General features: G+C 73.6%; 26 protein-coding genes and 1 pseudogene. 20 read left to right on the forward strand and 7 right to left on the reverse strand.

The window, feature by feature from the left end; translation table 11 throughout:
• Positions 1-81: 81 nt before the first annotated feature.
• Complete coding sequence (locus LQ327_RS13135) at positions 82-1,239, forward strand: PucR family transcriptional regulator (protein WP_230734196.1); 1,158 nt, start codon at positions 82-84, stop codon at positions 1,237-1,239.
• Positions 1,240-1,312: 73 nt separating this feature from the next.
• On the opposite strand, the gene dapD is transcribed toward LQ327_RS13135, so the two are convergent.
• Complete coding sequence (gene dapD / locus LQ327_RS13140) at positions 1,313-2,293, reverse strand: 2,3,4,5-tetrahydropyridine-2,6-dicarboxylate N-succinyltransferase (protein ID WP_230734198.1); 981 nt, start codon at positions 2,291-2,293, stop codon at positions 1,313-1,315.
• A gap of 40 nt (positions 2,294-2,333) precedes the next feature.
• On the opposite strand from dapD, the gene dapE reads away from it, so the two are divergent.
• The 9 genes from dapE to LQ327_RS13185 all read left to right on the forward strand — a co-directional run bounded on the left by dapE (position 2,334) and on the right by LQ327_RS13185 (position 9,232).
• The gene (gene dapE / locus LQ327_RS13145) at positions 2,334-3,404 is read left to right on the forward strand and encodes a succinyl-diaminopimelate desuccinylase (RefSeq protein ID WP_230734199.1); all 1,071 of its coding nucleotides are present in this window, start codon (positions 2,334-2,336) and stop codon (positions 3,402-3,404) included.
• Positions 3,405-3,565: 161 nt separating this feature from the next.
• The gene (locus LQ327_RS13150) at positions 3,566-4,375 is read left to right on the forward strand and encodes an LOG family protein (protein ID WP_230734201.1); all 810 of its coding nucleotides are present in this window, start codon (positions 3,566-3,568) and stop codon (positions 4,373-4,375) included.
• Positions 4,372-4,923: an LOG family protein gene (locus LQ327_RS13155; RefSeq protein WP_230734203.1), complete on the forward strand. Its 552-nt coding sequence runs from the start codon at positions 4,372-4,374 to the stop codon at positions 4,921-4,923. The genes LQ327_RS13150 and LQ327_RS13155 overlap by 4 nt, the downstream gene beginning before the upstream one ends.
• 16 nt (positions 4,924-4,939) lie before the next feature.
• A complete protein-coding gene (locus tag LQ327_RS13160; protein ID WP_230734205.1) occupies positions 4,940-5,872 on the forward strand; it encodes a glucosyl-3-phosphoglycerate synthase in 933 nt (310 codons plus the stop codon).
• Between the two features lie 36 nt (positions 5,873-5,908).
• Complete coding sequence (locus LQ327_RS34745) at positions 5,909-6,349, forward strand: DivIVA domain-containing protein (protein ID WP_308286302.1); 441 nt, start codon at positions 5,909-5,911, stop codon at positions 6,347-6,349.
• Positions 6,336-6,797, forward strand: a complete 462-nt coding sequence (locus LQ327_RS13170; protein ID WP_230734207.1) for an SRPBCC family protein — start codon at positions 6,336-6,338, stop codon at positions 6,795-6,797. The genes LQ327_RS34745 and LQ327_RS13170 overlap by 14 nt, the downstream gene beginning before the upstream one ends.
• Positions 6,794-7,378, forward strand: a complete 585-nt coding sequence (locus tag LQ327_RS13175) for a DNA-3-methyladenine glycosylase I (RefSeq protein WP_230734209.1) — start codon at positions 6,794-6,796, stop codon at positions 7,376-7,378. The genes LQ327_RS13170 and LQ327_RS13175 overlap by 4 nt, the downstream gene beginning before the upstream one ends.
• A 146-nt stretch (positions 7,379-7,524) precedes the next feature.
• Positions 7,525-7,692, forward strand: coding sequence for a DUF3117 domain-containing protein (locus LQ327_RS13180; protein WP_230734210.1), 168 nt, complete (start codon positions 7,525-7,527; stop codon positions 7,690-7,692).
• Between the two features lie 4 nt (positions 7,693-7,696).
• Positions 7,697-9,232, forward strand: a complete 1,536-nt coding sequence (locus tag LQ327_RS13185; protein WP_230734212.1) for a leucyl aminopeptidase family protein — start codon at positions 7,697-7,699, stop codon at positions 9,230-9,232.
• Between the two features lie 85 nt (positions 9,233-9,317).
• On the opposite strand, the gene LQ327_RS34750 is transcribed toward LQ327_RS13185, so the two are convergent.
• Positions 9,318-10,409 (reverse strand): class I SAM-dependent methyltransferase, encoded by a 1,092-nt coding sequence (locus tag LQ327_RS34750; protein ID WP_230734215.1) that lies wholly within the window; start codon positions 10,407-10,409, stop codon positions 9,318-9,320.
• Between the two features lie 120 nt (positions 10,410-10,529).
• Between LQ327_RS34750 and sigE the strand changes: the two genes are divergently transcribed.
• The 4 genes from sigE to tatB all read left to right on the forward strand — a co-directional run bounded on the left by sigE (position 10,530) and on the right by tatB (position 14,174).
• Positions 10,530-11,198 (forward strand): RNA polymerase sigma factor SigE, encoded by a 669-nt coding sequence (gene sigE / locus LQ327_RS13195; RefSeq protein WP_230734217.1) that lies wholly within the window; start codon positions 10,530-10,532, stop codon positions 11,196-11,198.
• Entirely contained in the window at positions 11,195-11,884 is a 690-nt protein-coding gene (locus tag LQ327_RS13200) for a zf-HC2 domain-containing protein (protein ID WP_230734219.1), read from the forward strand. The genes sigE and LQ327_RS13200 overlap by 4 nt, the downstream gene beginning before the upstream one ends.
• Before the next feature lie 152 nt (positions 11,885-12,036).
• The gene (locus tag LQ327_RS13205; RefSeq protein WP_230734221.1) at positions 12,037-13,674 is read left to right on the forward strand and encodes a S1C family serine protease; all 1,638 of its coding nucleotides are present in this window, start codon (positions 12,037-12,039) and stop codon (positions 13,672-13,674) included.
• 8 nt (positions 13,675-13,682) lie between these two features.
• On the forward strand, positions 13,683-14,174 hold the full coding sequence (gene tatB / locus LQ327_RS13210; RefSeq protein WP_230734223.1) for a Sec-independent protein translocase protein TatB: 492 nt from the start codon (positions 13,683-13,685) through the stop codon (positions 14,172-14,174).
• Positions 14,175-14,220: 46 nt separating this feature from the next.
• Here the strand turns inward: tatB and LQ327_RS13215 are convergent, their stop codons facing one another.
• Positions 14,221-14,727 carry a MarR family winged helix-turn-helix transcriptional regulator gene (locus LQ327_RS13215; RefSeq protein ID WP_230734225.1) on the reverse strand — a complete coding sequence of 169 codons (507 nt, stop codon included), beginning with the start codon at positions 14,725-14,727 and terminating at the stop codon, positions 14,221-14,223.
• Positions 14,728-14,807: 80 nt separating this feature from the next.
• On the opposite strand from LQ327_RS13215, the gene LQ327_RS13220 reads away from it, so the two are divergent.
• From LQ327_RS13220 to LQ327_RS13230, 3 genes are all read left to right on the forward strand, one after another.
• Positions 14,808-15,683 (forward strand): dioxygenase family protein, encoded by an 876-nt coding sequence (locus LQ327_RS13220; protein WP_230734227.1) that lies wholly within the window; start codon positions 14,808-14,810, stop codon positions 15,681-15,683.
• Between the two features lie 48 nt (positions 15,684-15,731).
• Positions 15,732-17,087 (forward strand): MFS transporter, encoded by a 1,356-nt coding sequence (locus LQ327_RS13225; protein WP_230734229.1) that lies wholly within the window; start codon positions 15,732-15,734, stop codon positions 17,085-17,087.
• Positions 17,088-17,204: 117 nt separating this feature from the next.
• On the forward strand, positions 17,205-17,684 hold the full coding sequence (locus tag LQ327_RS13230; protein ID WP_230735070.1) for a GNAT family N-acetyltransferase: 480 nt from the start codon (positions 17,205-17,207) through the stop codon (positions 17,682-17,684).
• 58 nt (positions 17,685-17,742) lie between these two features.
• Here the strand turns inward: LQ327_RS13230 and LQ327_RS13235 are convergent, their stop codons facing one another.
• From LQ327_RS13235 to LQ327_RS13245, 3 genes and pseudogenes are all read right to left on the reverse strand, one after another.
• Positions 17,743-18,879, reverse strand: a complete 1,137-nt coding sequence (locus tag LQ327_RS13235; protein WP_230734231.1) for an Mrp/NBP35 family ATP-binding protein — start codon at positions 18,877-18,879, stop codon at positions 17,743-17,745.
• 252 nt (positions 18,880-19,131) lie between these two features.
• Positions 19,132-19,572, reverse strand: a pseudogene (locus LQ327_RS13240) (DUF1003 domain-containing protein); the annotation flags it as partial.
• Positions 19,565-20,941 carry a magnesium transporter MgtE N-terminal domain-containing protein gene (locus LQ327_RS13245; protein WP_230735072.1) on the reverse strand — a complete coding sequence of 459 codons (1,377 nt, stop codon included), beginning with the start codon at positions 20,939-20,941 and terminating at the stop codon, positions 19,565-19,567. The pseudogene LQ327_RS13240 and the gene LQ327_RS13245, both read right to left, overlap by 8 nt.
• A gap of 185 nt (positions 20,942-21,126) precedes the next feature.
• On the opposite strand from LQ327_RS13245, the gene LQ327_RS13250 reads away from it, so the two are divergent.
• From LQ327_RS13250 to LQ327_RS13260, 3 genes are all read left to right on the forward strand, one after another.
• The gene (locus LQ327_RS13250; protein WP_269069883.1) at positions 21,127-22,131 is read left to right on the forward strand and encodes an HpcH/HpaI aldolase/citrate lyase family protein; all 1,005 of its coding nucleotides are present in this window, start codon (positions 21,127-21,129) and stop codon (positions 22,129-22,131) included.
• A gap of 109 nt (positions 22,132-22,240) precedes the next feature.
• A complete protein-coding gene (locus LQ327_RS13255; protein WP_230734235.1) occupies positions 22,241-23,437 on the forward strand; it encodes an acyl-CoA dehydrogenase family protein in 1,197 nt (398 codons plus the stop codon).
• Positions 23,438-23,730: 293 nt separating this feature from the next.
• The gene (locus LQ327_RS13260) at positions 23,731-24,249 is read left to right on the forward strand and encodes a YflT domain-containing protein (RefSeq protein ID WP_230734237.1); all 519 of its coding nucleotides are present in this window, start codon (positions 23,731-23,733) and stop codon (positions 24,247-24,249) included.
• A gap of 301 nt (positions 24,250-24,550) precedes the next feature.
• Here the strand turns inward: LQ327_RS13260 and LQ327_RS13265 are convergent, their stop codons facing one another.
• Positions 24,551-26,053, reverse strand: coding sequence for an MFS transporter (locus LQ327_RS13265; protein WP_230734239.1), 1,503 nt, complete (start codon positions 26,051-26,053; stop codon positions 24,551-24,553).
• Positions 26,054-26,076: the final 23 nt, after the last annotated feature.

Genomic DNA, 26,076 nt, shown 5'->3' on the forward strand with positions numbered 1-26,076 from the left:
GCACAGAACCCGTCGGATTATCGTCGGTCGTGTGGCAGGGCCGCCGCTCGTCCGTGGCCCGTCGGAAGGCAGAGGTGGGGTTTGACCGAGATCTCCGCACCGTCGCTCGAAGCCTTGTCCGCCGCCGTGGGGCGCCGTGTCCCCGAGCTCATGGTGGAGGTGCGCGACGCGCTGGCGGCCCGGGTCCCGGACTACGCGCACTTCCTCGCGGAGCACGAGCACGAGGTGGCGGCGGGTGTGCGCGCCGTTCTGGGGCGGATCATCTCGCTCACGCACGACGGTTCGATGGACCGTCCGGGGGAACGCGAGTTCTTCGAGAATCTGGGCCGTTCGCAGTGGCGCGAGGGACGGGACCTGCCCGATCTGCTCGCGGTCTACCAGATCGGCGTCCGGGTGTTCTGGCACCACGTGTCGGCGGCCGCCCTCGAGGTCGGGCTGGCGCCGGACGCGCTGGCGGCCCTGGCCGAGACGGTGTTCTTCTTCGTCGACCAGCTCTCCTCGGCCTCGGCACACGGCTACGTGCTCGAGCAGGAGGAGGCCGGGGCGCTGCGCGAGCGTCACCGGGAGGAGCTCGTCGACCTCATGCTCTCGGAGTCCACGGACCCGGCCGCGGTCCGCGCGGCGGCCCGGCGCGCCGACTGGCCCGTGCCCGAGAAGGTCTCGGTGGTGCTCGTGGAGCCCGACGACGCCTCCGGGCGCCGGGCGCTGTCCCGGCTCGACGCCCGCTCGTTGCCGATCCGCCGGCCGCCGCTCGTCGGGGCCGTCGTCCCGAACGGGTCGCGCTCGACCGAACGGGCGGCGCTCACCGGGCTGCTGCGTGGCGCGCACGCCACCGTCGGCGCCGCGGTCCCTCCCGAGCACCTGGCCCGCAGCCTCGACCTCGCCGAGATCGCCGCGCGGCTGACGAAGGAACACCTGCTCTCCGACGATCCGGTCTTCGTCGCCGACCACCTCGACGCGATCATCGTCCACCGCGACCGCCGGCTGCTCGACGCGCTCGGCGACCAGGTCCTCGCGCCGCTGGACGGATCCTCACCGTCGTCGCGCGAGCGGCTGCGCGAGACGCTGCGGTCCTGGCTGCGGCACATGGGCGACCGCCGGGCGATGGCCGAGGAGCTGCACGTCCACCCGCAGACCGTCCGGTACCGGATGGGTCGGCTGCACGACCTGTTCGGCGACTCGCTCGACGACCCCGCGGTGCGCGCGCGGCTCATGCTGGCGCTGGCGTGGCGTGAGTAGGTGCGACTTCGTCGCTTGTGAGCAGTAATTGATGCTGGGGCGTCAATTAGTGCTCACAGGCGCGGCAGCGCACCTAATTCGCGTGCAGCGCCTCGTTCAGCTCGACCTTCGCGCCCTCGGTGCGCGGCAGCGCCTCCACGGCGCCCGTCGTCGAGTTCCGGCGCAGCAGCAGGCCGGAGCGCCCGGACAGGTCGGCCGCCTTGACCACTGACCCGTCGTCCAACGTCACCCGCGTCCCCGCCGTGACGTAGAGCCCGGCCTCCACCACGCAGTCGTCGCCGAGCGAGATCCCGATCCCGGCGTTCGCGCCGAGCAGGCAGCGCTCGCCGAGCGAGATGACCTCCTTGCCGCCGCCGGAGAGCGTGCCCATGATCGACGCGCCGCCGCCCACGTCGGATCCGTCGCCGACGACCACCCCGCCGGAGACCCGCCCCTCGATCATCGAGGCGCCGAGCGTGCCCGCGTTGAAGTTGACGAAGCCCTCGTGCATCACCGTGGTGCCCTCGGCGAGGTGCGCACCCAGCCGCACCCGGTCGGCGTCGCCGATGCGGACCCCGCTCGGGATCACGTAGTCGACCATCCGCGGGAACTTGTCCAGCGAGTACACCGTCACCGGCCCGCGGCCCCGCAGCCGCGCCCGGACCCGCTCGAACTCGGGCACCGGGCAGGGCCCGTGATTGGTCCACACGACGTTCGCGAGCAGCCCGAACATCCCCGTGAGGTCGACGCCGTGCGGGCGGACCAGGCGGTGCGAGAGCAGGTGCAGGCGCAGGTAGACGTCGTAGGCGCTCGCGGGCGGCCCGGTCAGGTCGGCGACGGTGCGCACCGCCACGACCTCCACCCCGCGGGCCTCGTCGGTGCCGAGCGCGTCGACCAGCGACGGCTCCAGCTCCCCGGCCGGGACCACGACGGTGCCCGGCTCCTCGGTCACCGGGTCGGTCCCGGCGAGCTCCGGCAGCGGGTACCAGGTGTCGAGGACGGTGCCGTCGAGGGCGACGGTCGCGAGGCCGACGCCGATGGCGCGGGTGGGGGTCTGGGCGCTCGGGGTGCTCATCGCCGACCAGCCTAACGAGGGCCTCCTAGGGTGGATCGCCGTGAGCGCAGACCGGCCCGACCTCGACTTGCACGCCGACCCCGTCGACCTCACCGCGGCGCTGGTGGACGTCCCCAGCGTCTCCGGGGAGGAGAAGGTGCTCGCCGACGCCGTCGAGACCGCGCTGCGCCGCGAGCCGCACCTCGAGGTGGTCCGCTCCGGGGAGGCGGTGCTGGCGCGGACCGCGCTCGGGCGGGAGCGCCGCGTGCTGCTCGCCGGGCACCTCGACACCGTCCCGATCGCCGACAACGTGCCCTCCCACCGCGACGGCGACCTGCTGTACGGCTGCGGGACCTCCGACATGAAGGCGGGCGTCGCGGTGATGGCCCACCTGACGGCGGCGCTGCGCGAGCCGGCCCACGACGTCACCCTCGTGCTCTACGACTGCGAGGAGATCGAGGCCGCGCGCAACGGCCTCGGCCGCATCGAGCGGGACCTGCGGCCCTGGCTCGACGCCGACCTGGCGATCCTCGGGGAGCCGACGTCGGGCCTGGTCGAGGGCGGATGCCAGGGCACCATGCGCGTCGTCGTCGACCTGCACGGCCGCCGGGCGCACTCCGCGCGCTCGTGGCTGGGGGAGAACGCGATCCACGCCGCCGCGCCGGTGCTGACCCGCCTGGCGTCCTACGAGCCGCGCTCGGTCGACATCGACGGCTGCCTCTACCGGGAGGGCCTGCAGGCGGTGCGGATCTCCGGGGGCGTCGCGGGCAACGTCGTACCCGACGAGGCGTCGGTGACGGTCAACTTCCGCTTCGCGCCGGACCGCACCCTTCCCGACGCCGAGGCCCACGTCCGGTCGGTGCTCGACGGCTTCGAGCTGCGGGTGACCGACGCGTCCCCGGGCGCGCTCCCGGGGTTGGCCGCGCCCGCCGCGGCCGAGTTCGTGGCGATCTCCGGTCAGACCCCGGTCGCGAAGTACGGCTGGACCGACGTCTCGCGGTTCTCGGCGCTCGGCATCCCGGCCGTGAACTTCGGCCCCGGCGACCCGAACCTCGCCCACACCCGCGACGAGCACGTCGACGTCCGGAACATCACCGCGGGTACGGCGACGCTGCGGGGCTATCTGGAGTAGTGCCCGGACGCACGAACGGCGCGTTCGTCACTCGTGATGGTGACGAGAGTGCCGTTCGTGGGTTCGGTGGGGGGTGACCCACACGACGTCCGGGTCAACTCCCGGTGACCGGTACGCGACCGCGGGACGCGCCACGATCGGGCGTCCCTACGCTGGCGGACATGACCGGGCCCCACTCCACCGATCCGCTGAAGGCGGAAGACCTGACGACGCCGCGTCCGACGACCATCGACAAGCGGCGTCCCGAGCACCGGGACCCGGCCCGGCTGTCGTCGACCACCGACCAGCGCCTGCTCGACTCGCGCGGACCCGTCGACTGGGTCCACTCCGACGCCTGGCGCCTGCAGCGCATCCAGGCGGAGTTCATCGAGGGCTTCAGCGTGCTCGCCGAGATCCCGCGGGCCGTCACCGTCTTCGGGTCGGCCCGCACGCCGGAGGATCACCCGGACTACGCGACCGGCATGGCCCTCGGCCGGGCACTGGCCGACGCCGGCTACGCGGTGATCACCGGCGGCGGGCCGGGGATCATGGAGGCCGCGAACCGGGGGTGCGCCGAGGCGGGCGGACTCTCGGTCGGTCTGGGGATCGAGCTGCCGTTCGAGCAGGGCCTCAACCCGTGGGTCGACCTCGGCGTCGGGTTCCGCTACTTCTTCGCCCGCAAGACGATGTTCGTGAAGTACGCGCAGGCCTTCGTGTGCCTGCCCGGCGGGTTCGGCACCCTCGACGAGCTCTTCGAGGCCCTCGTGCTGGTCCAGACCGGCAAGGTGACCCGGTTCCCCGTCGTGCTGCTCGGCTCGAGGTACTGGGGCGGGCTCGTCGACTGGCTGCGGACCACCGCGCTCGAGCACGGCGTCATCAGCCCGAAGGACGTGGACCTGTTCACCGTCACCGACGACGTTGACGATGTCGTCGCCATCGTCGAGAAGGGCTTCCAGGAGCTGGTCGAGGACCCGGGGCCGGTCGAGCCGTGAGCCTCGCGGTCTGCGTGTTCTGCGCGTCCGGGCCGGTCGCGCCGGAGCACCTCGCGCTCGCCCGGGACCTCGGTGCCGGGATCGCCGCCCGCGGCTGGACGCTGGTCTCGGGTGGCGGTCGGGTCGGGATGATGGGCGAGGTCGCGCGAGCCGCCCGCGACGGCGGCGCGCACACCCTCGGCGTGATCCCCTCGGACCTGGTGCACCGCGAGGTCGCCGACGACGAGTCCGACGAGCTCCTCGTCGTCGACGGCATGCGGGAGCGCAAGGCGGCCATGGACGCCCGCTGCGACGCCGTCGTCGCCCTGCCCGGCGGCCTCGGCACGCTCGAGGAGCTCTTCGAGGCCTGGACCTCGCGGGTGCTGGGCATGCACGCCAAGCCGGTCGTGCTCTGCGACCCGAACGGGCACTACGACCCGCTGCTCGCCTGGCTCGACGGCCTCACCGGGACCGGCTTCCTCTCGTCCGGCTCGCTGGGGGCGCTGACCCGCACGACGACGGCGGGTGCCGCGCTGGACGCCGTCGCCGGCGCCCTGCTCCCGTCGTGACCGCGTCCCCGTCCTGATGTCGGCCCACGAGCCCTGGTTCTCCGCCCGGACGTGGACCGAGCCGCCGTGGACACCCGCGGACCTCGTCGCCGCGAAGGCCGGCCGGACCGTCTCGGTGGTGCTGCCCGCGCTCGACGAGGAGGCGACCGTCGCCGGCGTCGTCGGGGCGGTGGTGCCGCTGGTGGGGACGGTGGTGGACGAGGTCGTCGTCGTCGACTCCGGCTCCACCGACGACACCATGGCGGTCGCGCACGCCGCTGGGGCCCGGGTGATCACCCGCGAGGAGGCGCTGCCGGGCGTGGCGGTGCGGCCCGGCAAGGGCGAGGTGCTGTGGCGCGGGCTCGCGGCGACGACCGGTGACCTGGTCGTCTACCTCGACTCCGACCTCGTCGACGTGGACGAGCGGTTCGTGACCTCGCTGCTCGGGCCGCTGCTGACGGTGCCCGGCGTCGAGCTGGTGAAGGGCTTCTACCACCGGCCGCTGCGCCTCTCGGAGCACGACGTGCTGGCGACCGGCGGCGGCCGGGTGACCGAGCTCGTCGCCCGACCGGCGCTGGCCGCGCTGCGCCCCGAGCTCGCCGGGATCGTCCAGCCGCTGGGCGGGGAGTACGCCGGGACCCGGGAGCTGCTGGAGTCGCTGCCGTTCGCGGCCGGGTACGGGGTCGAGCTCGGGCTGCTGCTCGACACCCACCGGACCCGGGGCCTCGGCGCGATCGCGCAGGTCGATCTCGGCGTCCGCAAGCACCGCCACCGCAGCCTGCGGGCGCTGGGGGTCACCGCGGCGGAGGTCCTCGACGTGGCGCTGCGTCGCTGCTCGGGTCTCGACGACGGGCCGCGGCCGCTGACGCAGTTCGTGCCGGTCGCCGGGCAGTGGCTGCCCGAGGTCCACGACGTGGCCACGGGGGACCGGCCGCCGATCCGCGAGCCGGCCCGCGCCGACCCGCCCTGACGGCCGCTGTCGGTGGGTCGTGCCACGATCCACCCCATGGGCAGTGCGCTGGTCTACGTCCTCGTCGTCGGGGTGGTCGCGGCCGTGATCTACGCGGCGACGGCGCTGCTCGCCGGCCGGGGCGAGGAGCTCGAGCCGATGCCGCCCGGCGCCACGCCGACGCGGCTGCCCGCGCGCGACCTCACCGGGGCCGATCTGCGCGAACTGCGGTTCCAGCAGTCGTTCCGCGGATACCGGATGAGCGAGGTGGACTGGGCTCTCGACCGGCTGGCGGCCGAGGTGGACACGCTGCGGGCGCGGCTGGCGGTGCACGAGAGCCTGCCGCCGCCCGCGGGGGAGGAGCCGGAGGCGCTCACCGACGTCGCGTACCCGCGCCCCGCGGTGCCGGAGGAGGACCCCACGCCCACCGACCCGACCGCCGGCGTGCCGTCCGGCTCCGCGTCCACCACGAAGGGCACCACCCATGGCCACCCGTGACATCACCGTCGGCGTCGACGTCGACGCCCCCGGGGACCAGGTCTGGAAGGCGGTGACCGACTGGGAGGCCCAGGGCGAGTGGATGCTCGGCACCGACGTCCGCGTGACGCACGGGGACGGCGTCGGCATCGGCTCCGAGCTCGCGGCCACCACGGGGATCGGGCCGCTCGGCGTCACCGACACCATGCGGATCGTCGGCTGGGACCCGCCGCACCGGGCCACCGTCGTGCACACCGGCTCCTTCGTCCGCGGCTCCGGGACCTTCACGGTGATCGACCGCGGTCCGGGTGCGTCCCGGTTCGAGTGGGGCGAGCGGCTGGACCTCCCGCTCGGGCTGCTCGGCGCGCTGGGCTGGACCGTGGTCTCCCCGCTGTTCCGGCTCGGGCTCGCGGTGTCCCTGCGCCGCCTCGCCCGGCGCTGCTCCGCCGAGGCGGCGGGGACGCGATGACCGGGGCGATCGTCGGCGAGGACGGCGTCGGCCGCTGCCCGTGGGGCGCCTCGGACCCGCTGCTGCGCGAGTATCACGACTCCGAGTGGGGCAACGAGCTCCACGGCCGCGACGCGCTCTACGAGCGGCTGAGCCTCGAGGCGTTCCAGTCCGGCCTGTCGTGGCTGATCATCCTGCGCAAGCGGCCGGCGTTCCGGGAGGCGTTCGCGGGGTTCGACGCCGACAAGGTCGCGGCGTTCGGCGACGACGACGTCGAGCGTCTGCTCGCCGACGCGGGGATCGTCCGCAACCGGCAGAAGATCGACGCGGCGATCGCGAACGCCCGCGCGATCCTGCGCGTGGAGGAGGAGGGCCCCGGGCTGGACGCGCTGCTGTGGTCGTTCGCGCCCGACCCGCCGCCCGCCCCGCCGGAGGCGCTCGAGGACGTCAACGCCACGACGCCCGCGTCGACCGCGATGGCGAAGGAGCTCCGCGGGCGTGGGCTGCGCTTCGTCGGCCCGACCACCGCGCACGCGCTGATGCAGGCCACCGGGATGGTCGACGAGCACCTCGCGGGATGTTTCCGCAGCGCTCGATCCTGACCGCCCGACCACCCCGCCACGCCCGATGATCGCTCCGGTGTCGTGCCCGGCGGGCTGATGGGGAAGAATCATCGTGCGGCGCGCGACGCCTACCGCTGGTGGCGCCGGTCCGTCGCCGCCGAGGACCGTGTGGAGGGAGTACGACTATGGCGGCCATGAAGCCCCGGACCGGTGACGGTCCCCTCGAGGTCACCAAGGAGGGGCGCGGCATCGTGATGCGCGTGCCGCTCGAGGGTGGGGGCAGGCTCGTCGTGGAGATGACCGCCGACGAGGCGAGTGACCTGCGGGAGGCGCTCACCGGCGTCGCGCCCTGATCAGGTGACGGTCACGACGGGGTCGGGCGCGCCCGGCACCCCGGCTGCGGGCGTGCCCTTCGCCGAGCCCGCCCTCCCCACACCCCTCGCCGACGTCGTCTGCGTCGACCCCGGCACCGCGCCGGCGGGCGACGCGCTGGTGCGTCTGCGTCGCACGGTCGACGCCGACGGCGAGTCGCTCCCGCCGACGGACCCGACGCCGAGCGGCTGGGTCGCCTCGCCCGGTGCCGTCACCGCGCTGGCTCCGTCCGACGGCGCCGGCCGCTGGCTCGTGGGCGCTGGCGGCGGGTCGACGTCCGACTGGCGCGCCGCCGGGGCCGCGGCGGTGCGGGTGGTCACGGGCCGCTCCGAGCCGGGCGAGCTGTACGGCGCGCCCGACGACGGCGCCGTCGCGAAGGTGCTCGTGGAGGTCGAGGACGGCCATCCGGGGCCCGAGGACGACGCGGCCTGGGCGGCCCTCGCGACCGGACTGCTGCTCGGCTCGCACCGTTTCTCTGTCCGGTCGTCCGCGCCCGCCGCCCCGCCGAGGGTGCACGTCGCGGTGCCCGAACCCGCCCGACCCGCCGTCGAACGCGCCCTGGTGCTGGCCCGCGCGACGGCCACCGCCCGCGACCTCGCCGACACCCCGTCGGGCGCCAAGTCGCCCGCGTGGTTCGCCGACCAGGCGGTCGCGGTGCTGGGGTCGGTGCCCGGCCTCGAGCTGGTCGTGCGCGACGAGGCCTGGCTGGCCGAGCAGGGCTTCGGCGGGGTGCTGGCCGTCGGCGGCGGGTCCGCCCGCCCGCCCCGCTTCCTCGAGATCTCGTGGTCCCCGGCCGGCGCCGAGGGCCACGCCGTGCTGGTCGGCAAGGGCATCACGTTCGACACCGGCGGCATCTCGATCAAGCCGAACGCCGGCATGGCCGACATGCGCACCGACTGCTCCGGGGGCGCCGCGGTGGTCGGCGCGCTGGCGGCGATCGCGACGCTCGAGCTGCCGGTGCGGGTCACGGGGCTGGTCCCGCTCGCGGAGAACCACGTCTCGGGCTCGGCCTACCGGCCCGGCGACGTCGTCCGGCACTACGACGGCCGCACCTCCGAGGTCACCAACACCGACGCCGAGGGCCGGATGGTCCTCGCGGACGCCCTCGGCTGGGCGGTCGCGACCCTCCGGCCGGACGTGATGGTCGACGTCGCCACGCTGACCGGAGCGATGAAGGTCGCGCTCGGGGTGCGCACCGGCGGGCTGTTCGCGACGACCGACGAGCTCGGCCGGCGCCTCGTCGACGCGGGCGCCGGGACCGGCGAGGCGTGGTGGCCGATGCCGCTGTCCGCCGCGCACGATTCCGACGTCGAGTCCACCCTCGCCGACGTCCGGCAGGCTCCGCCCGGTCCCGGCGGGATCGTCGCGGCGCTCTTCCTGCAGCGCTTCACCGGCGGGCTGCCCTGGGCACACCTCGACATCGCCGGGCCCGCGCGGTGCGACTCGCCGCACGAGGAGGTCGCCAAGGGCGCGACCGGTTTCGCGGCGCGGACGCTGGTGGAGTTCGTCGCCGCGTTCTGAGGCTCCGGGATTCTGAGCGAGGGGCACCTTCGCTCGATGGAACCGGCCGTGGGCGCCCCTCGCCGGAACGTGGAGCGAGCCGAATTCAGGGCAGCAGCGACGCGCAGAGCAGCCCGTCGGACACCGGCAGCAGCAGCGGCGCGAGCCGCTCGTCCGTCCGCACCGCGCGCACCGTCTCCCGCAGCGCCGACGAGATCGCCTCGCGGCGCACCGGGTCGTTCACCCGCCCCGTCCAGAGCACGTTGTCCAGCGCCACGACCCCGCCGGGACGCAGCAGCCGCACCGCCTCCTCGAGGTAGCGCGGGTACTCGACGGTCAGCGCGTCGACGAGGACGAGGTCGTACCCGGCGTCGGAGAGCCGCGGCAGCACCTCGAGCGCCCGCCCGGTGATCATCCGCACCCGCCCCGGCGCGAACCCGGCCTCCACGCACGCCTGGCGCGCCAGCCCCTGGTGCGGTGCCTCGCAGTCGATGCTGGTCAGCAGGCCTTCCCGGGGCATCCCGCGCAGCAGGCTCACGGTGCCGAGGCCCGCCCCGGAACCGATCTCAACGACGCTGCGGGCCCGGGTCGCCGACGCCAGGAAGGTCAGCGCCGCGCACGCCCCGGGGCCGATCGGCACGATCCCGTGCTCGGTGGCGCGCTCCCGGGCCGCCGCCAGAACCTCGTCGTCGCCGGTGAACTGCTCGGACCGGGCGCGGAGCCGCTCGGTGGTGCCCGCCTCGCCGGTGGGATCGGTGAGCGCGACGGTCACCGCCGAGCCGGTTTCCTCGTCGTGCGGGGGATCGCCGAGCGGGCGGGGGCCCGGCTCCTCGTCGGGTCCCGGCCGGGTGGGCCCGTGCGCGTGCCCCTCGGAGCGTCGCCCGGGCGGGGTGGCCGTGACGCGCAGCGGCCCTGTCGGTACCCGGGGGTATACCGGGATGCGGTTGCTGCCGTGCGCGCCGCCGGCCCGCGTCCCGGGAGGCCGTCCCGCGCCGCGACGGCGGCCCGCGAGCCCGGGAGCACCGGCGGGTGAACCGGCGTCATCCGCGGGCGGCGGCGTCGTCCGGTCCGTGGGGGCGGGCGGTCGTGAGCCCGACGGCGAGGGGGTACTGGTGGAGTCGACGACGCGCAGGGTGGCGCGGGCGCGACGGTTCTCGCCGTCGTCGCCACGGCCCCGGCGGCCCCCGTCCTCCGTCACGCGACCCAGGCTAGATCGCGATCACCCGCCGAGGATCGCGCCGCGCCGTCGGCCGGATTCCTCAGCCCCCTCTCAGACGACCCTCACCCGGGTGTCATACCGACCGGAGAGAGTGTGCCCATGACCGAGACGCTCGCCGCGCGCCCCGCCGGACCGGACGTTGGTTCCTCCGGCGCCGCCACGACCCACGCGGGCGCCTTCACCGACGGCGCCGAGGGCTGGACCCCGCCGTCCTGGGACGACGTCGTCCGTGAGCACGCCGACCGCGTCTACCGCCTGGCCTACCGGCTCACCGGCGACGCGCACGACGCCGAGGACCTCACCCAGGAGACCTTCATCCGGGTGTTCCGCTCCCTCGCGGCCTACAAGCCGGGCACGTTCGAGGGCTGGCTGCACCGGATCACGACGAACCTGTTCCTCGACATGGTCCGCCGCCGCGGCCGGCTGCGGATGGAGGGTCTGCCGGAGGACACCGACCGGCTGCCCGGCGGCGGCCCGGACCCCGAGCAGGTCTTCTCCGAGGCCCACCTCGACCCCGATCTCCAGGGCGCGCTCGACGAGCTGGCGCCGGAGTTCCGGGCCGCCGTGGTGCTCTGTGATGTGGAAGGTCTCTCGTACGAGGAGATCGCGGCCACGCTTGATGTCAAACTGGGGACCGTGCGCAGTCGCATCCACCGGGGACGTCAGGCGCTCCGCAGCGCTCTCGAACGGCGCCGTGCCCAGCGGGCCGCCGAGGAGGGGGCCGGCGGGCACGCGCCGGTGACGCTCGGCGCCAGGTCGGCGCCGTGATCGGCCGGCCGCACGGCAGCCCGTTCTCCCGCTGGGTCGGGGCCGTCTCGGAAGCACTGCCCGGCGGGCACCTCTCGCTCGACGCCGTCGTCGCGTACGTCGACGGCGAGCTCCCCACCGGCCCGGCCGGTCGGGCCGCCGCGCACGTGGACCGCTGCCCGGCCTGTGCCGGCGAGGTCATGGCCCAGCGCCAGGCCCGCAGGCGGCTCCGCGGCGCCGACACCCCCGGTGTCCCCGATTCGCTGCTGTGCTCGCTGCGCGCCATCCCCGACTGCGCCGAGCTGCCCGAGGCACCGGCCGGGCTGATGCTCGACGCCGAGGGCAACTTCGTCGTGCCGTCGGATCCCGCTGCGACCACCGAGGGGGCCGCGCGCCGGCGCACCCGCCGCGTCACCGGCCGCCGGCTGCCCGTCGTGGTGGCCTCCGGTCTCGTCGCCGGCGCCGCCGCCGTCGTCGGGCCCGTCGTCGCCGCGGGCGCGGTGCCGGCCGCCGTGACCCCCGGCGGGCCCGCACCGACCGCGGGCGCCTCGCTCACCGCGGGCGTGCCGGTGCCCCCCGCGGGCGACCGTGGCAACCCGGTCGCCGGCTCGGTCGAGCACGCCGGACCGGCCGGGGCGATCCCCGCGATCGCCAAGCCCGCCCCGCCGACGACGAGCACGCCCACCCCGACGAGCCCGCCGGCCTGACCGTTCCTTCACGGTCGACGCCCGAGGATCGGGCGGTGTCGCAGCGTCGTCCTCCGCGCTCTACCGTGGGCAGACGATGACCACCCACCGCGCGCGCACGCCCACCGCGAGTAGGGCTCCCCGTAGCCGGCGCACCCGATGAGAGCGCAGCCATGAGCAGCCCCTGGTCGCGTCACGCGACGACGGAGCGCCCCGACGCGCCCGAGGACGACGGTTCCGCCGACGCCGGTCCTGCCGACGCCGACGCCTGGGCCACCGACGACACCGCCACCGGGTCCGAGGCGCCCACCAACGGCCATCACCGCGCGAACGGTCACACCTGGTCCGAGGCGGGCCCGTCCGCCGAGGGCAACGGGCACGCGCTGGACGACGGCGAGATGGCGGCGGCCTTCGGTCGCCCGGCCGGCGGGTCGGAGCCCGCCCCGCCGCCGCGCCCCCGCGAGCAGCCGGCGTCGCGTGAGCCCTCGGTGGCGCTCGCCGGCGCGTTCGGCCGCCCGGAGGGCGCCCCGGACACCCTGCAGCGCCCGGCGGAGTCCACCCGCGCGCGTCCGGAGGACGACGAGCAGGACCTGTGGGCCGGCGAGACCACCGAGCGCGACCCCTGGCGGGATCCGGCCGCGGCCGTCGAGCTCGGCGCGCCCGCCGTGCGCGAGGGGGAGGCCGGCCCGGACCGGCGTCCGACGGGCCCGCGCCTCTCGGCGCGCGAGCTGCTGTTCGGCAAGCGGGTGGCGCCGAGCGCCCTGGTCCTCCTCGCGGTCGTCGCGCTGCTGGTGGGAGCGGTCGGCGGCGTTGTCGGGCACCTGACCGCCGAGGGCTCCGACGCGCTGATCGACCCGGGCGCCTCCCTCGCGCAGGTCGACGCGGGCAAGGAACGGCCCGCCGGGTCGGTGGCCGATGTCGCGGGCCGTGTGTTGCCCGCCGTCGTGTCCATCGAGGTCCGCTCGGGCACGACCGGCGGCACCGGTTCCGGCGTGGTCATCGACCCGCGCGGCGACATCATCACCAACAACCACGTCGTCTCGCTCGCCGCCACCGACCCCCGCGCGACGCTGGAGGCGGTCTTCTCGAGCGGGCAGCGCGCGACCGCGCGGATCGTCGGGCGCGACCCGCAGACCGACATCGCCGTGATCAAGGTCGACGTCGCGAACCCGGTGGTCGCCCAGCTCGGCCGCTCCTCCGACCTGCGGGTCGGCGACGGCGTCATCGCCATCGGCTCGCCGCTCGGCCTCGCGGGCACCGTCACCACCGGCATCGTCAGCTCGCTGCGCCGTCCGGTGCGCCTGGACGCCGAGTCGGCCAACGCCAACCCGGTCATCGACGCGATCCAGACCGACGCCGCGATCAACCCCGGCAACTCCGGCGGCGCGCTGGTCGACTCGACCGGTGCCGTCGTCGGGATCAACAGCGCGATCCGGACGCTGGGCGGCACCGACAGCTCCGGGCAGGGCGGCTCGATCGGCCTGGGCTTCGCGATCCCGATCGACGACGCCCAGGTGATCGCGCAGTCGCTCATCCGGACCGGCGGCTTCGTGCACACCGATCTCGGGGTGAACGCCAAGTCGGTCACCGACGGCACCGCGGACGGCGCCCAGATCCTCAACGTGCGCCAGGGCGGGCCCGCGTCCCGCGCCGGTGTCCTCGAGGGCGACGTCGTCACCCGCGTCGATCAGCGGCCGATCGCCTCGGCCGACGAGCTCACCGTGGCCATCCGCGAGCACCGGCCGGGCGAGACGGTGACCCTCGGCGTCGTGCGTGGCGGTCGTCCGTTGTCGCTGCAGGCGCAGCTCTAGGAGGCACGGTGTTCGAGAGCGTCGGGTGGGGCGAGATCCTCGTGCTGGCCCTGATCGGGCTCTTCGTGCTCGGCCCGGAACGCCTCCCCGGCGCCGTGCGCTGGGTCTCGGACACGGTGCGCACCGTGCGCGAGTACGCGGCGGGCGCCCGGGACCAGCTGCGCGACGAGATCGGGCCGGAGTTCGAGGAGCTCCGCAAGCCCCTCGAGGACCTGCGCTCGATCCGCGACCTCGACCCGCGCCGTGCGGTCCGGCGCTCGCTGTTCGACCCGATCGCCGACGGCACCTGGAGCGGCGCCGCCACCCCGGCGGCCTCGGACCCGGCGGGCGGTGTGACGGCGGGCGGCGCGGCGGGCGCGGCGGCGCTGAGCGCCGGGAACGGGAACGGCAGTCACGGCCTCCCGGCGGCCGGCGCGGGCGGCGAGCTCAAGGGCCAGTCGGACCGGACCGCGCCGCTCGCGCCGGACGAGCGGGCCCCGTTCGACCCGGACGCCACGTAGGTGCGACTCCGTCGCTCGTGAGCGGTAATCCGTGCTCTGGCACGGATTACTGCTCACGAGCCGGAGGCACCTCCGAGGTCATCGGGTTGGCCCGCATCCGCCCGGCCGGGTCGAGGCGGCGCAGGATCGCGCCGGTGATGGCGTCGAGGTCGGTGATCCGCTCCGGCCCGACGGCGTCGATCACCAGCCGTCGCACCTCCGCGGCATGACCCGGGGCCGTCGCGACGACCTTCTCCCATCCGGCGTCGGTCAGCCGTGCCATCGTGACCCGGCCGTTGCCCGCGCAGGGCTCGCGCGACACCCAGCCCTGCTGCTCCAATCTCGACACCACGTGCGAGAGGCGGGAGAGCGAGGAACTGACCATGGACGCGAGCTCGCTCATCGGCATGACGCGGTCGTGGGACTCGGAGAGCATGGCGAGCACGAGGTAGGAGAACTGGGTGAGGCCGGCATCGCGCTGCAACTGCGCGTCGAGAGCGGCGGGGAGCAGGGTCATCACCGCGGCCGTACGACGCCATGCGTGCTGCTCCTCGGCGGTCAACCAGTCGGCCATGCGCCCAGCTTACACTTGATGCTTCAACTGTCCAGCGTGTACCGTCACGGTTGAACCTTCACCTCCCAGGAGCGCACGCCATGAGTTCCCCGTTCGACACCGCCACCCCGGGTGCCGCCTTCGACGCCTTCATCGGCGCCGCCCGCGACACCGCCTCGGGCCGTCGTCCCTGGTCTCCGGAGGACGGCCCGCTGCCCGCCATCTACCTCTCCCACGGGGCGCCGCCGCTGTACGACGACGGCGAGTGGATGCGCGAGCTCTTCGGCTGGGCGCACCGCATGCCGCAGCCCCGCGCGATCGTCATCGTCTCCGCGCACTGGGAGTCCGCGCCGCTCACGATCTCCTCGCCCGCGGAGGGCACCCCGCTCGTCTACGACTTCGGCGGCTTCGCCCAGCGCTACTACACGATGACCTACGCGACGCCGGACGCGACCGTTCTCGCCGACCGGCTCGGCGCGATGCTCGACGGCGCGGAGACCGTGCACCGCTCCACCCGTGGGCTCGACCACGGGGCCTGGGTGCCGCTCTCGGTGATGTACCCCAACGCCGACGTGCCGGTGATCCAGGTGAGCATGCCCGACGAGGACCCCGACCGGCTGATGCGGATCGGCGCCCGGCTGCGCGAGCTGCGCTCGGAGGGTGTGCTCGTCATCGGCTCCGGGTTCATGACCCACGGGCTGCCGTTCCTCACCCGGGACATGCTCCAGGGCGACGCGGTGCCCGGCTGGACCGACGACTTCGACGCCTGGGCCGCCGACGCCCTGGCCCGCGGCGACGTCGAGGAACTGCGGCGGTTCCGCGCGGCGCCCGGCATGCCCTACGCCCACCCGACGGCGGAGCACTACGTCCCGCTCTTCGTCACCCTCGGGGCCGCGACCGACGCCGAGGTCCCGGCGACCACCGAGATCGACGGGATGATGTGGGGCCTCTCGCGGCGGTCGTTCTCGCTGGCCTGATCGGCTAGCGTCGCCGTCGATGTCCGTCACGGCGGGGCCCAGGGCCTGATGCGCCGCGAGGGCGGGCCGCTCACGGTCCTCGCCCTCGCCCAGGCCGCGACCACCTACGAGTTCACGGTCGCGTTCGTCGCCCTCCCGGCGATCGTCGCCGACCTGGGCGTCGTGCCGGCCCTCGTGCCGTGGGTGCCCGGCGCCTACGCGGTCGTGTTCGGCGGAGCGCTGCCGGCCGGCGGGCGCATCGTCGACCGGTACGGGACCCGGCGGGTTCTCCGCGTTGCACTGCTCGGTCTGACGGCGACGACGGCGGTGGTCGCGCTGGCGCCGTCGCCCGCCGTGCTGCTGGCCGGGCGCGCGGGCCAGGGACTCGCGGCCGCCGTGCTGCAGCCCGCGGTGCTCGGCGCGATGACGCGGGTGGCCGACGGCGCCGCTCGGGCCCGCGCCTGGAGCGTCTGGAGCGCGGTCGGGGCCGGTGGGCTCGCGCTGGGGGCCGCCGGGGGCGGGGTGCTCGTCGGGCTCGACTGGCGGGTCGCGATCGGCGTCGTCGTGCCGGTGTGTCTGGCGGCGGCGTGGTGCGGGCGCGTCCTTCCGCTGGACGACGGTGCTCCGCCGTCGGTCCCCGGGCCGGGCGCGCGCGTCCCGGTCCTCGCCGCCGCGATCACGACGACGGCCGGCGTGACGGTGGCCGCGACGATCACCCTCGGGGGTGCCCTGGGCTGGACCGCGCCGCCCACGCTGTCGGTGGCGGCGCTCGCGACGGCGGCCGCGGCGGGCGCCGTCGTCGTCGAACGCTCCTCGGATCCCCTGCTCGGTCCCGACCTGCGCCGTCGCCGCGACGTCCGGCTCGGCGCCCTGCTCGCGGCCGCGTACATGGCCGGGCCGGGCGCGCTGTACTTCCTCCTCACAGCCCGTGTCAGCCGTGCGGCATCGCTGACGTCAGATGTCAGCGGTGCCGCATCGCTGACGTCCCCTGCGACGGTCGGGCTGCGTCTCGTGCCGCTGACCCTCGGCGTCGTGGTCGGGAGCGCCGTGGCCGGGCGGGTCGTCGTACGCGTCGGGGAGGCGCGGGGCGCCGCCGTCGGGTTCGGGGTGGCCGCGCTCGGGACGACCGGGACCGCGCTCGGGCCGTTCGTAGTGTCGTCGCTGGTCGCGGGGCTGGGCAGCGGGCTGGCGTTCGCCGCGGTGTTCGCCCTCGCGGGTCGCGACGTGCCTCCCGGGCGCCGGGGCGCGGCCGGCGGGGTGATCGCGGCGGCGCAGTACCTGGCGAGCGCGGTCGCGCTGGCGGCGTACGGGGTGCTCGCCGGGCCGGTCGGGTACCGATCGGTGCTGCTGCTCTCCGGGGCCGTCGCGCTGGCGGGTGGGGTGGCGGCGTGGGCGGCGGGGCGGGTCGGTGTGCTCCGGCGCTGATCAGGGAGTCGTTGCGCGGCGGAACGGAGATCCGGACGACGCGTGGTGACTCCCTCGCGCGGGCCGCGGCCACGCCGACGGGGCGCCCGACCGTCGATGATCGTTACTTTCGTGGCCATGCTGACGATCCGCGACGCCACCGCCGAGGACGCCGCCGCCTGTGCCGCGATCTACGACCACTACGTGAGGGACACGGTGATCAGCTTCGAGACGGTGGCGCCGGACGCCGACGAGATGGCCGCGCGGATCGACGCCTCGACCGCCTGGCTGACGGGCGAGGACGCCGGCCGCGTCGTCGGGTACGCGTACGCCGGGTCGTTTAACCCGCGCGAGGCCTACCGCTGGTCCTGCACCGTCAGCGTCTACCTGGAGCCCGCCCGTCGTCGGACGGGAGCGGGGCGGGCGCTGTACGAGGCGTTGTTCGCCCGGCTGGTCGAGCTCGGCTACCGACGCGCGACCGCCGGCATCACGCTGCCGAACGAAGCCAGCGTCGGGCTGCACTCAACGCTGGGCTTCGAGCCGGTCGGCACGTTCGGCCGGATCGGCTGGAAGAACGACGCCTGGCACGACGTCGCGTGGATGCAGCGCGATCTGTGAGCTTCGCTCGTGTGCGTGCGTTTCCGTGTCCTGGCACGGAAACGCACGCACATGCACGTCAGTGCGACGTCGGCGAGATGTTCAGCGACATCCCCGCCAGGCCCCGGGCGCGCACGGTGAGCTTGTCGGACACGCTGCGCAGGGCCTCGCCCGCCGCGGACTGCGGCGAGGAGAGCACCAGCGGCATCCCGGCGTCGCCGCCCTCGCGCAGCCGGGTGTCGATCGGGATCTGGCCCAGCAGCGGGACCTCGGACCCGACCGACTTCGACAGCGAGTCGGCCACCTGCTGGCCGCCACCGGTGCCGAACAGGTCCATGCGCGACCCGTCGGGCATGTCCATCCACGACATGTTCTCGACGACGCCGACCAGGCGCTGGCGGGTCTGGAGCGAGATCGCCCCCGCGCGCTCGGCGACCTCCGCGGCCGCCTGCTGGGGCGTGGTCACCACGAGCAGTTCGGCGTTCGGGATGAGCTGCGCGACGGAGATCGCGATGTCGCCGGTGCCGGGCGGCAGGTCGAGGAGCAGGACGTCGAGGTCGCCCCAGAAGACGTCGGCCAGGAACTGCTGCAGCGCGCGGTGCAGCATCGGGCCGCGCCACACCACCGGGGTGTTGCCGGGGGTGAACATGCCGATCGAGATGACCTTCACCCCGTGCGCCTGGGGCGGCAGGATCATCTCGTCGACCTTGGTGGGCAGGTCGTCGGCGCCCAGCATCCGCGGCACCGAGTGGCCGTAGATGTCCGCATCGACCACGCCGACCTTCAGGCCCTTGTCGGCCATCGCCGCGGCGAGGTTCACCGTCACCGACGACTTGCCGACGCCGCCCTTGCCCGAGGCCACGGCGTACACGCGGGTCATCGAGCCGGGCTGGGCGAAGGGGATGACCGGCTCGTCGGCGTCGCCCTTGACCTTGCGACGCAGCTCCTTGCGCTGCTCGTCGTTCATGACGTCGAGCTCGACCGAGACCGTCGACACCCCGGACACCCCGGAGACCGCGTCGGTGACGCGGGTGGTGATGGTGTCCTTCATCGGGCAGCCGGACACCGTCAGCCAGATCGCGACCTCGACCTTGCCGTGGTCGAGGACGCGCACGTCCTTGACCATGCCGAGCTCGGTGATCGGGCGATGGATCTCGGGATCCTCGACACCGGACAGCGCGGTGCGGATCGCCTCGACGGACGGGGAACCAGCCATGCCCCGATGCTACGTGGCGTCCTCCGCGCTCCCGGGGCCTGCGTGGTTGGTCCCACCCGAGCCCGCCCCGGAGTGCTCGAGCGCCCGGCCCAGCGCCCGCTCGACCGCCTTGTCCACGGCGCGCTCCACGGCCTTGTCGACGACCCGGTCCAGCGCCCGCTCGAGCGTCTTGTCCACCGACTTGTCGACCGCCCGGGTGAGCGTCTTCTGCATCTCCCGGTCGACCCCGCTGCGCTCCGCGCCCCGTTCGGAGAGCTCGCTGCGCAGGAAGTCGCGGGTCACGGTCTCGCCGACGGCGAGCCGGACAGCCGCGAGCTCCCGCGAGAGGTACTCGGTGTCGGCGATGGTCCGCTGCGCCCGCGCCCGGTCCTCCTCGAGCGAGACCCGGTCACGGTCGTCCTGACGGTTCTGCGCGAGCAGGATCAGCGGCGCGGCGTAGGCGGCCTGGGTGGAGAAGGCCAGGTTGAGCAGGATGAACGGGTACGGGTCCCACTGCCCGAGGATCCCGACGAGGTTCAGCGCGATCCAGACGATGACGAACACCGTCTGCCACAGCAGGTAGGTGCCCGTCCCGAGGAACCGCGCGAGGCGTTCGGAGAGCCGCCCGAACGCCTCGGTGTCGAGGTCGAACCGCAGCCGGCGCTGCGGCCCGGCGGGCGTGTCGAGCCGGTATCGGCTGGAGCGCTCAGGCACGGCGGCCTCCGCGTGATGGTCGGGTGGGGGAGGCGGACGGCGGTCGGGGACCGGACCGGGGCTTCGTGCCGGGGGGTGCGGCCGGCCGGGCGGCGGGCAGGGCCGACGGCGGGACCCGCAGGCCACCCGTCGTCGTCGGGTCCGGGTCCTGGGTGCGCCAGTCCTCGGGCAGCAGGTGGTCGAGGACGTCGTCGACGGTCACCGCGCCCAGCAGGTGGTCGTTGTCGTCGATCACCGGGCCGCAGACCAGGTTGTAGGTCGCGAAGTAGCGGGTGACCTCGGTGAGCGACGCGTCCGGGTGCAGTCGGGTGAGCTCGGCGTCGAGCACGCCTGCGACCAGGGCGAACGGTGCCTCGCGCAGCAGCCGCTGGGAGTGCACGCAGCCGAGGTAGCGCCCGGTGGGCGTGGCCGACGGCGGGCGGCAGACGAACACCATCGAGGCCAGCGCCGGGGTGATGTCGGGGTTCATCACCCGCGCGAGCGCCTCGGCGACGGTGGAGTCGGGCGTGAGCACGATCGGCTCCGGCGTCATCATGCCGCCGGCGGTGTCGCCCGAGTACGTGAGGAGCCGGCGGACCGATTCGGAGTCCTCCGGCTCCATGAGGCCCAGCAGCTGCTCGGACTCCGGATCGGGCAGGTCGGCGAGCAGGTCCGCGGCGTCGTCGGGGTCCATGGCCTCGAGGACGTCGGCGGCGCGCTCGGAGGCCAGGTGGCGCAGCAGGTCGCGCTGGTCGACGGCGGGCAGCTCCTCGAGGACGTCGGCCAGGCGCTCGTCGCCGAGCCCGTCGGCCACGTCGTGACGCCGCCGCTGCGGCAGGTCGAGCAGGGCCTGCGCGACGTCGGCCGGGCGCATGTCCTCGAACGTCGCGAGCAGCTGCTCGGTGCCCTGGCCCTCCTCGGCGAGGGACAGCCCGCTCACCGCCGCCCAGGGCAGGACCTGCACCGGGCCGCGTCGTCCGAGCCGCCCCAGCCGCTCGGTGACCGCCAGGCGGGTGATGAGCCAGTCCCGGCTGCGGGTGTGCTCCATGAGGACGTCGGCGACGGTGGCGTCGGTGTCGCGGTCGACGATCCGCACGACGGCGTCGAGCATCTCCCCGACGACGAGGACCTCGTTCGGCCGCTGCGCGAACGGTCGCAGGTTCACCTGTCCGGTGGACAGCGTCACGGCGCCCGCGTCGATGGCGGTGATCCGCAACATCGGGACGAAGATCCGTCGTCGGGAACCGACCCCGACGACGAGGCCCAGGACGCGGGGCGGGCGGGGCCCGACCGATACGGCCGACACCGCGTCCCGGACCCGACCGATGTTCTCGCCGTCGGGACCCAGAACGGGCAGACCGACCATCCGGGCGACGAACACCCTGGTCATCGCTGTGCTGGCGGCTCGGGTCACGCGCTGAGGCTAACGGCGACCGTCGGGTTGTCGGTGGTGAGAGGGTGAGCGGCGGACGACGAGCGGGGGAGTACCCGGGGTTCGGTCCCGCCGGTTGAGAGCGTCTTCACCTGAATCGGGACAGCCGGGGGCCTCCGTGTCAACATCCCGATGAACACCCCATGCCCCGCGACGACGTCGTGGAGCCCTCGAGGAGGTCAGTGCGAGTGAGTGTCGAGAACCGTCCGCGCCGGTCGTGCCTCGCGGTGCCCGGCTCGAGCCAGAAGTTCATCGACAAGGCCCGGACGCTGCCCGCGGACCAGATCTTCCTGGATCTGGAGGACGCCTGCGCCCCGCTGGCCAAGCCCGGTGCGCGCAAGACCATCGTGTCGGCGCTGAACGAGGGCGGCTGGGAGGGCAAGACGCGCGTCGTCCGCGTGAACGACTGGACGACCGAGTGGACCTACCGGGACGTCACCGAGGTCGTCGAGGGAGCGGGGGCGTCGCTGGACGCGATCATGCTGCCCAAGGTGCAGACCGCGGCCCAGGTCCAGGCCCTCGACTTCCTGCTCACGCAGATCGAGAAGACGATGGGCTACGAGGTCGGCCGGATCGGCATCGAGGCGCAGATCGAGAACGCGCTCGGCCTGACCAACGTCAACGAGATCGCCGCCGCGTCGCCGCGCATGGAGACCATCGTCTTCGGCCCGGCCGACTTCATGGCCTCGATCAACATGAAGTCGCTCGTGGTCGGCGAGCAGCCCCCCGGCTACACCGAGGGCGACGCCTACCACTACATCCTCATGCAGATCCTCATGGCGGCGCGGGCCTACGACCTGCAGGCCATCGACGGCCCCTACCTGCAGATCCGCGACGTCGACGGTTTCAAGCGGGTGGCCGGCCGCGCCGCCGCGCTGGGCTACGACGGCAAGTGGGTGCTGCACCCGGGCCAGATCGACGCCGCGAACGAGACGTTCTCGCCGGGCCAGGAGGACTACGACCACGCCGAGAACATCCTCGACGCCTACGAGTGGTTCACCTCGGAGGCCGGGGGCGCGAAGGGCTCGGCGATGCTCGGCGACGAGATGATCGACGAGGCGTCGCGCAAGATGGCGCTGGTCATCGCGGGCAAGGGTCGCGCGGCGGGCATGACCCGCGGCGAGCGCTGGACGCCGCCGGAGTCGTGAGGGTTCGGCTTCGCCTCGTGCGTGCGTTTCCGTGTCCTGACGCGGAAACGCACGCACATGCGCGTAGCGCAAACTGGTCGGTAATCACCCAGAACAGGGAGCACGTCGCATGGCACGCCTCGCCCAGACCGCGGGACTCACCGATGTCCAGGAGGAGATTCTCTCCACCGTCCGCGACTACGTGGACAAGGAGATCATCCCGACCGCCCAGGACCTCGAGCACGCGGACGAGTACCCGCAGGCGATCGTCGACGGGATGAAGGAGATGGGCCTGTTCGGGCTCATGATCCCGGAGGAGTACGGCGGTCTGGGCGAGTCGCTGCTGACCTACGCGCTCGTCGTCGAGCAGATCGCGCGCGGGTGGATGAGCGTCTCCGGCGTCATCAACACCCACTTCATCGTCAGCTACATGCTCATCCACCACGGCACGGAGGAGCAGAAGCAGAAGTACCTCCCGCTGCTCGCCACGGGTGAGATGACGGGGTCCTTCTCGATGTCCGAGCCGGAACTGGGCTCGGACGTCGCCGCGATCAAGACCCGCGCGAAGGCCGACGGCGACGACTACGTGGTCGACGGCGCGAAGATGTGGCTGACCAACGGCGGCTCGTCGAACCTCACCGCGGTGCTCGTCAAGACCGACGAGGGCGCCGAGAAGCCGTACCAGAACCTGACGACGCTGCTGGTCGAGAAGCCGCGCGGGTTCGGCAAGGTCGCCGAGGGGCTCTCGGTCCCCGGCAAGATCGACAAGATGGGCTACAAGGGCGTCGACACCACCGAGATGGTGTTCGACGGCTTCCGGATCCCGCAGGCCCAGGTGCTCGGCGGGCAGTCCGGCAAGGGCTTCGCGCAGATGATGGACGGCGTCGAGGTCGGGCGTGTGAACGTCGCCGCCCGCGCCTGCGGCATCGCGATCCGCGCGTTCGAGCTCGGCATCGAGTACGCGCAGCAGCGCTCCACCTTCGGCAAGCCGATCGCGCAGCACCAGGCGATCGCGTTCAAGCTCGCCGAGATGGCCACCAAGGTGGAGGCCGCGCACCTGATGATGGTCAACGCCGCGCGGCTCAAGGACCGCGGCGAGCGCAACGACGTCGAGGCCGGGATGGCCAAGATGATCGCCTCGGAGTACTGCAAGGAGGTCACCGAGGAGTCGTTCCGCATCCACGGCGGCTACGGCTACTCCAAGGAGTACGAGATCGAGCGGCTCATGCGTGAGGCGCCGTTCCTGCTCATCGGTGAGGGCACCTCCGAGATCCAGAAGACGATCATCAGCCGCGGCCTGCTGAAGGACTACAAGCTGCGCAGCTGAGCCGCGCCGGTTCGTTCTGAGCCCCGGACCGCCGTTCTGAGCGAAGGGCACCGTCGGTCGATCTATTCGATCGGAGGTGCCCTTCGCTCGTTCCGGGGCGCGGCCGTCGTTCCGGCGGTGGGCGCCCACCGCCGGCTCTATCGAGCGAAGGTGCCCTTCGCTCAGAACGCCGGCCGGGCCGCCCGTGCCGCCGTTCGGCCGAGTGAGCGAGGGAACACACACCCCGCGTGGGCACTTTCGTCCGATGCGGTCCGTTGGAAGGATGCTCGGACCGATAGCACGCGGAGGACGTCGTGAGCTCGCCGTTCATGGGGAACCGACCCGGATCCGCTCCGGGGCTGCCCAACCTGCCGGAGCCGCCCTCGGGCTGGCCGGTGGGCTCCTACGCGAAGTACGAGGAGGCGCAGCGCGCGGTCGACCACCTCGCCGACAACGACTTCCCCGTGGCGGACGTGACCATCGTCGGCGTCGACCTGATGCTCGTCGAGCGGGTGATCGGCCGGCTGACGTGGGGCCGGGTGCTCGCCACCGGCGCGGCGTCCGGGGCCTGGCTCGGCCTGTTCGTCGGCGTGATCCTGTCGCTGTTCAGCGCGAACGGCTCGATCGGCGCGATCCTGCTCGGCCTCGGGATGGGCATCGTGTTCGGCGTCGTGTCCGGCGCGATCACGTACGGCGCGTCGCGGGGTCGCCGGGACTTCACCAGCGCCAGCCAGATGGTGGCCGGGCGCTACGACGTGCTCTGCCAGCCCCGCAGCGCCGAGAAGGCCCGCGACATGCTGGCCAAGCTCGCGATCGGCACCGACCAGACCTAGCCACGTTCCCGACGACGGGTGCCGACGCGGCGCCCGTCGTCGGGACGGCTCGGCCGGCGCCCGAGTGGACTCCCGCCGCCGGAGCCCTCGGCATCCACTCTATCGGCCGCCGCGGAAGCTCACGGCCCTGGGAGCGGGCACTCATGACCGCGCTGCGGTGGGCCCTGCCTCGCCTGACACGCCCGCGAAGATCAGGGAGTCGTTACGGGGCGGAACGTAGATCCGCTCGACCCGCAACGACTCCCTCGAGCTTGCGCAAGGCAGCTGGCCTCCGGCCGTGCTCACGAGCGCGCGAGCGCTCCTACGGACCGCTGCCGGACACCCCCGTCGCTCTCACCACGGAGAGCGGGATCGCAACGTCCTCGAGCGACTTGCGCTCGGCGTCGATACCGAGGACCGCCGCGACGACGCCACCGATGATCATGATCACGGCGCCGAGGATGTAGGCCCAGAACAGCCCGGACTCGCTCGGGGCGGTCTTCGGACCGATCATCGCCGCGTAGACCAGCGGCGCCACCGACCCGAAGACCTGGGCGATCGCGAAGAACACCGCGATCGCCTTGGCCCGGACCTCCATCGGGAAGATCTCCGACACCGTGAGGTACGCCGCCGAGGCCCCGGCCGAGGCGAAGAAGAAGATCACGCACCAGGCGACGGTCTGCGTCGTCGCGTTGAGCGCTCCCGCCTTGAACAGGAACGCACTGATGATCAGGAGCGCGCCGGCCAGGATGTAGGTCCCGGCGATCATCTTCCGCCGACCGAGGGTGTCGAAGAACCGGCCCAGCAGGATCGGACCGAGGAAGTTCCCGATCGCGAACGGGATGTAGTAGATCGAGGTGTCCGCGTCGGGGCCGAGGTAGAAGTTCGCCAGCACGATCGCGTAGGAGAAGAAGATCGCGTTGTAGAGGAACGACTGGGTGATCATCAGGACCGCGCCGAGCGTGGAGCGGCCCGGATATGTTCGGAACAGCACTCTCAGCAGCGCGATGTACCCGGTCTGCGGAGTGGGCTTGATCTCCAGTGCCCGGCTCTCGTCGACCGGCTCGACCTCTCGGCCTGTCGCGGCGACCTCGCGCTCGATGTACTCGATGGAGCGCTCGGCCTCGTCGGCCCGGCCGTGCATGATCAGCCACCGGGGGCTCTCGGGCACCGCCCGACGCAGGACGACGATCACGATCGCGAGCACCGGGCCGATGAGGAAGGCGATCCGCCAGTCGATCGCGGGACTGATCGCGCCCGACAGCAGCGGGTACTGGATCGCCGCCGCGATCGCCGCGCCCGCCCAGTAGGTGCCGTTGACCGCGATGTCGGTCTGGCCGCGGTACCGGGCCGGGATCAGCTCGTCGATCGCCGAGTTGATCGCCGCGTACTCACCGCCGATGCCTGCGCCCGCGATGAAGCGGGTCGCGTACAGGAACGTCAGCGACAGGGCCCCGGAGCCGAGGGTGAACGCCGTGAGGGCGCTGCCGCCGAAGTAGATCGCCAGCGTGATGAAGAACAGCCGGCGTCGGCCGAGTCGGTCGGAGAGGTTCCCGAAGACCAGGGCGCCAACGACCTGCCCCAGCAGGTAGACCGTGGCCAGGAAGCCGACCGCGGTGGTCGAGAGCCCCAGACGGTCGCTGTCGGTGAGCTTCTCGCCGACGTTGCTGGCGATCGTGATCTCGAGCCCGTCGAGGATCCAGCACGTCCCGAGCGCGAGAACCATCCGGGTGTGGAACGACGACCAGGGCAATCGGTCGATCCGGGCGGGTATCAGGGAGCGCACGCTCCCGGGCTGCTGGGTGGTCCCGTCTGCCGTTGTCACGAGCGCCCTCCCGACTTCCGCCG

The organism is Actinomycetospora endophytica (assembly GCF_021026375.1).
In the GTDB taxonomy this organism is placed as follows: Bacteria; Actinomycetota; Actinomycetes; order Mycobacteriales; family Pseudonocardiaceae; genus Actinomycetospora; species Actinomycetospora endophytica.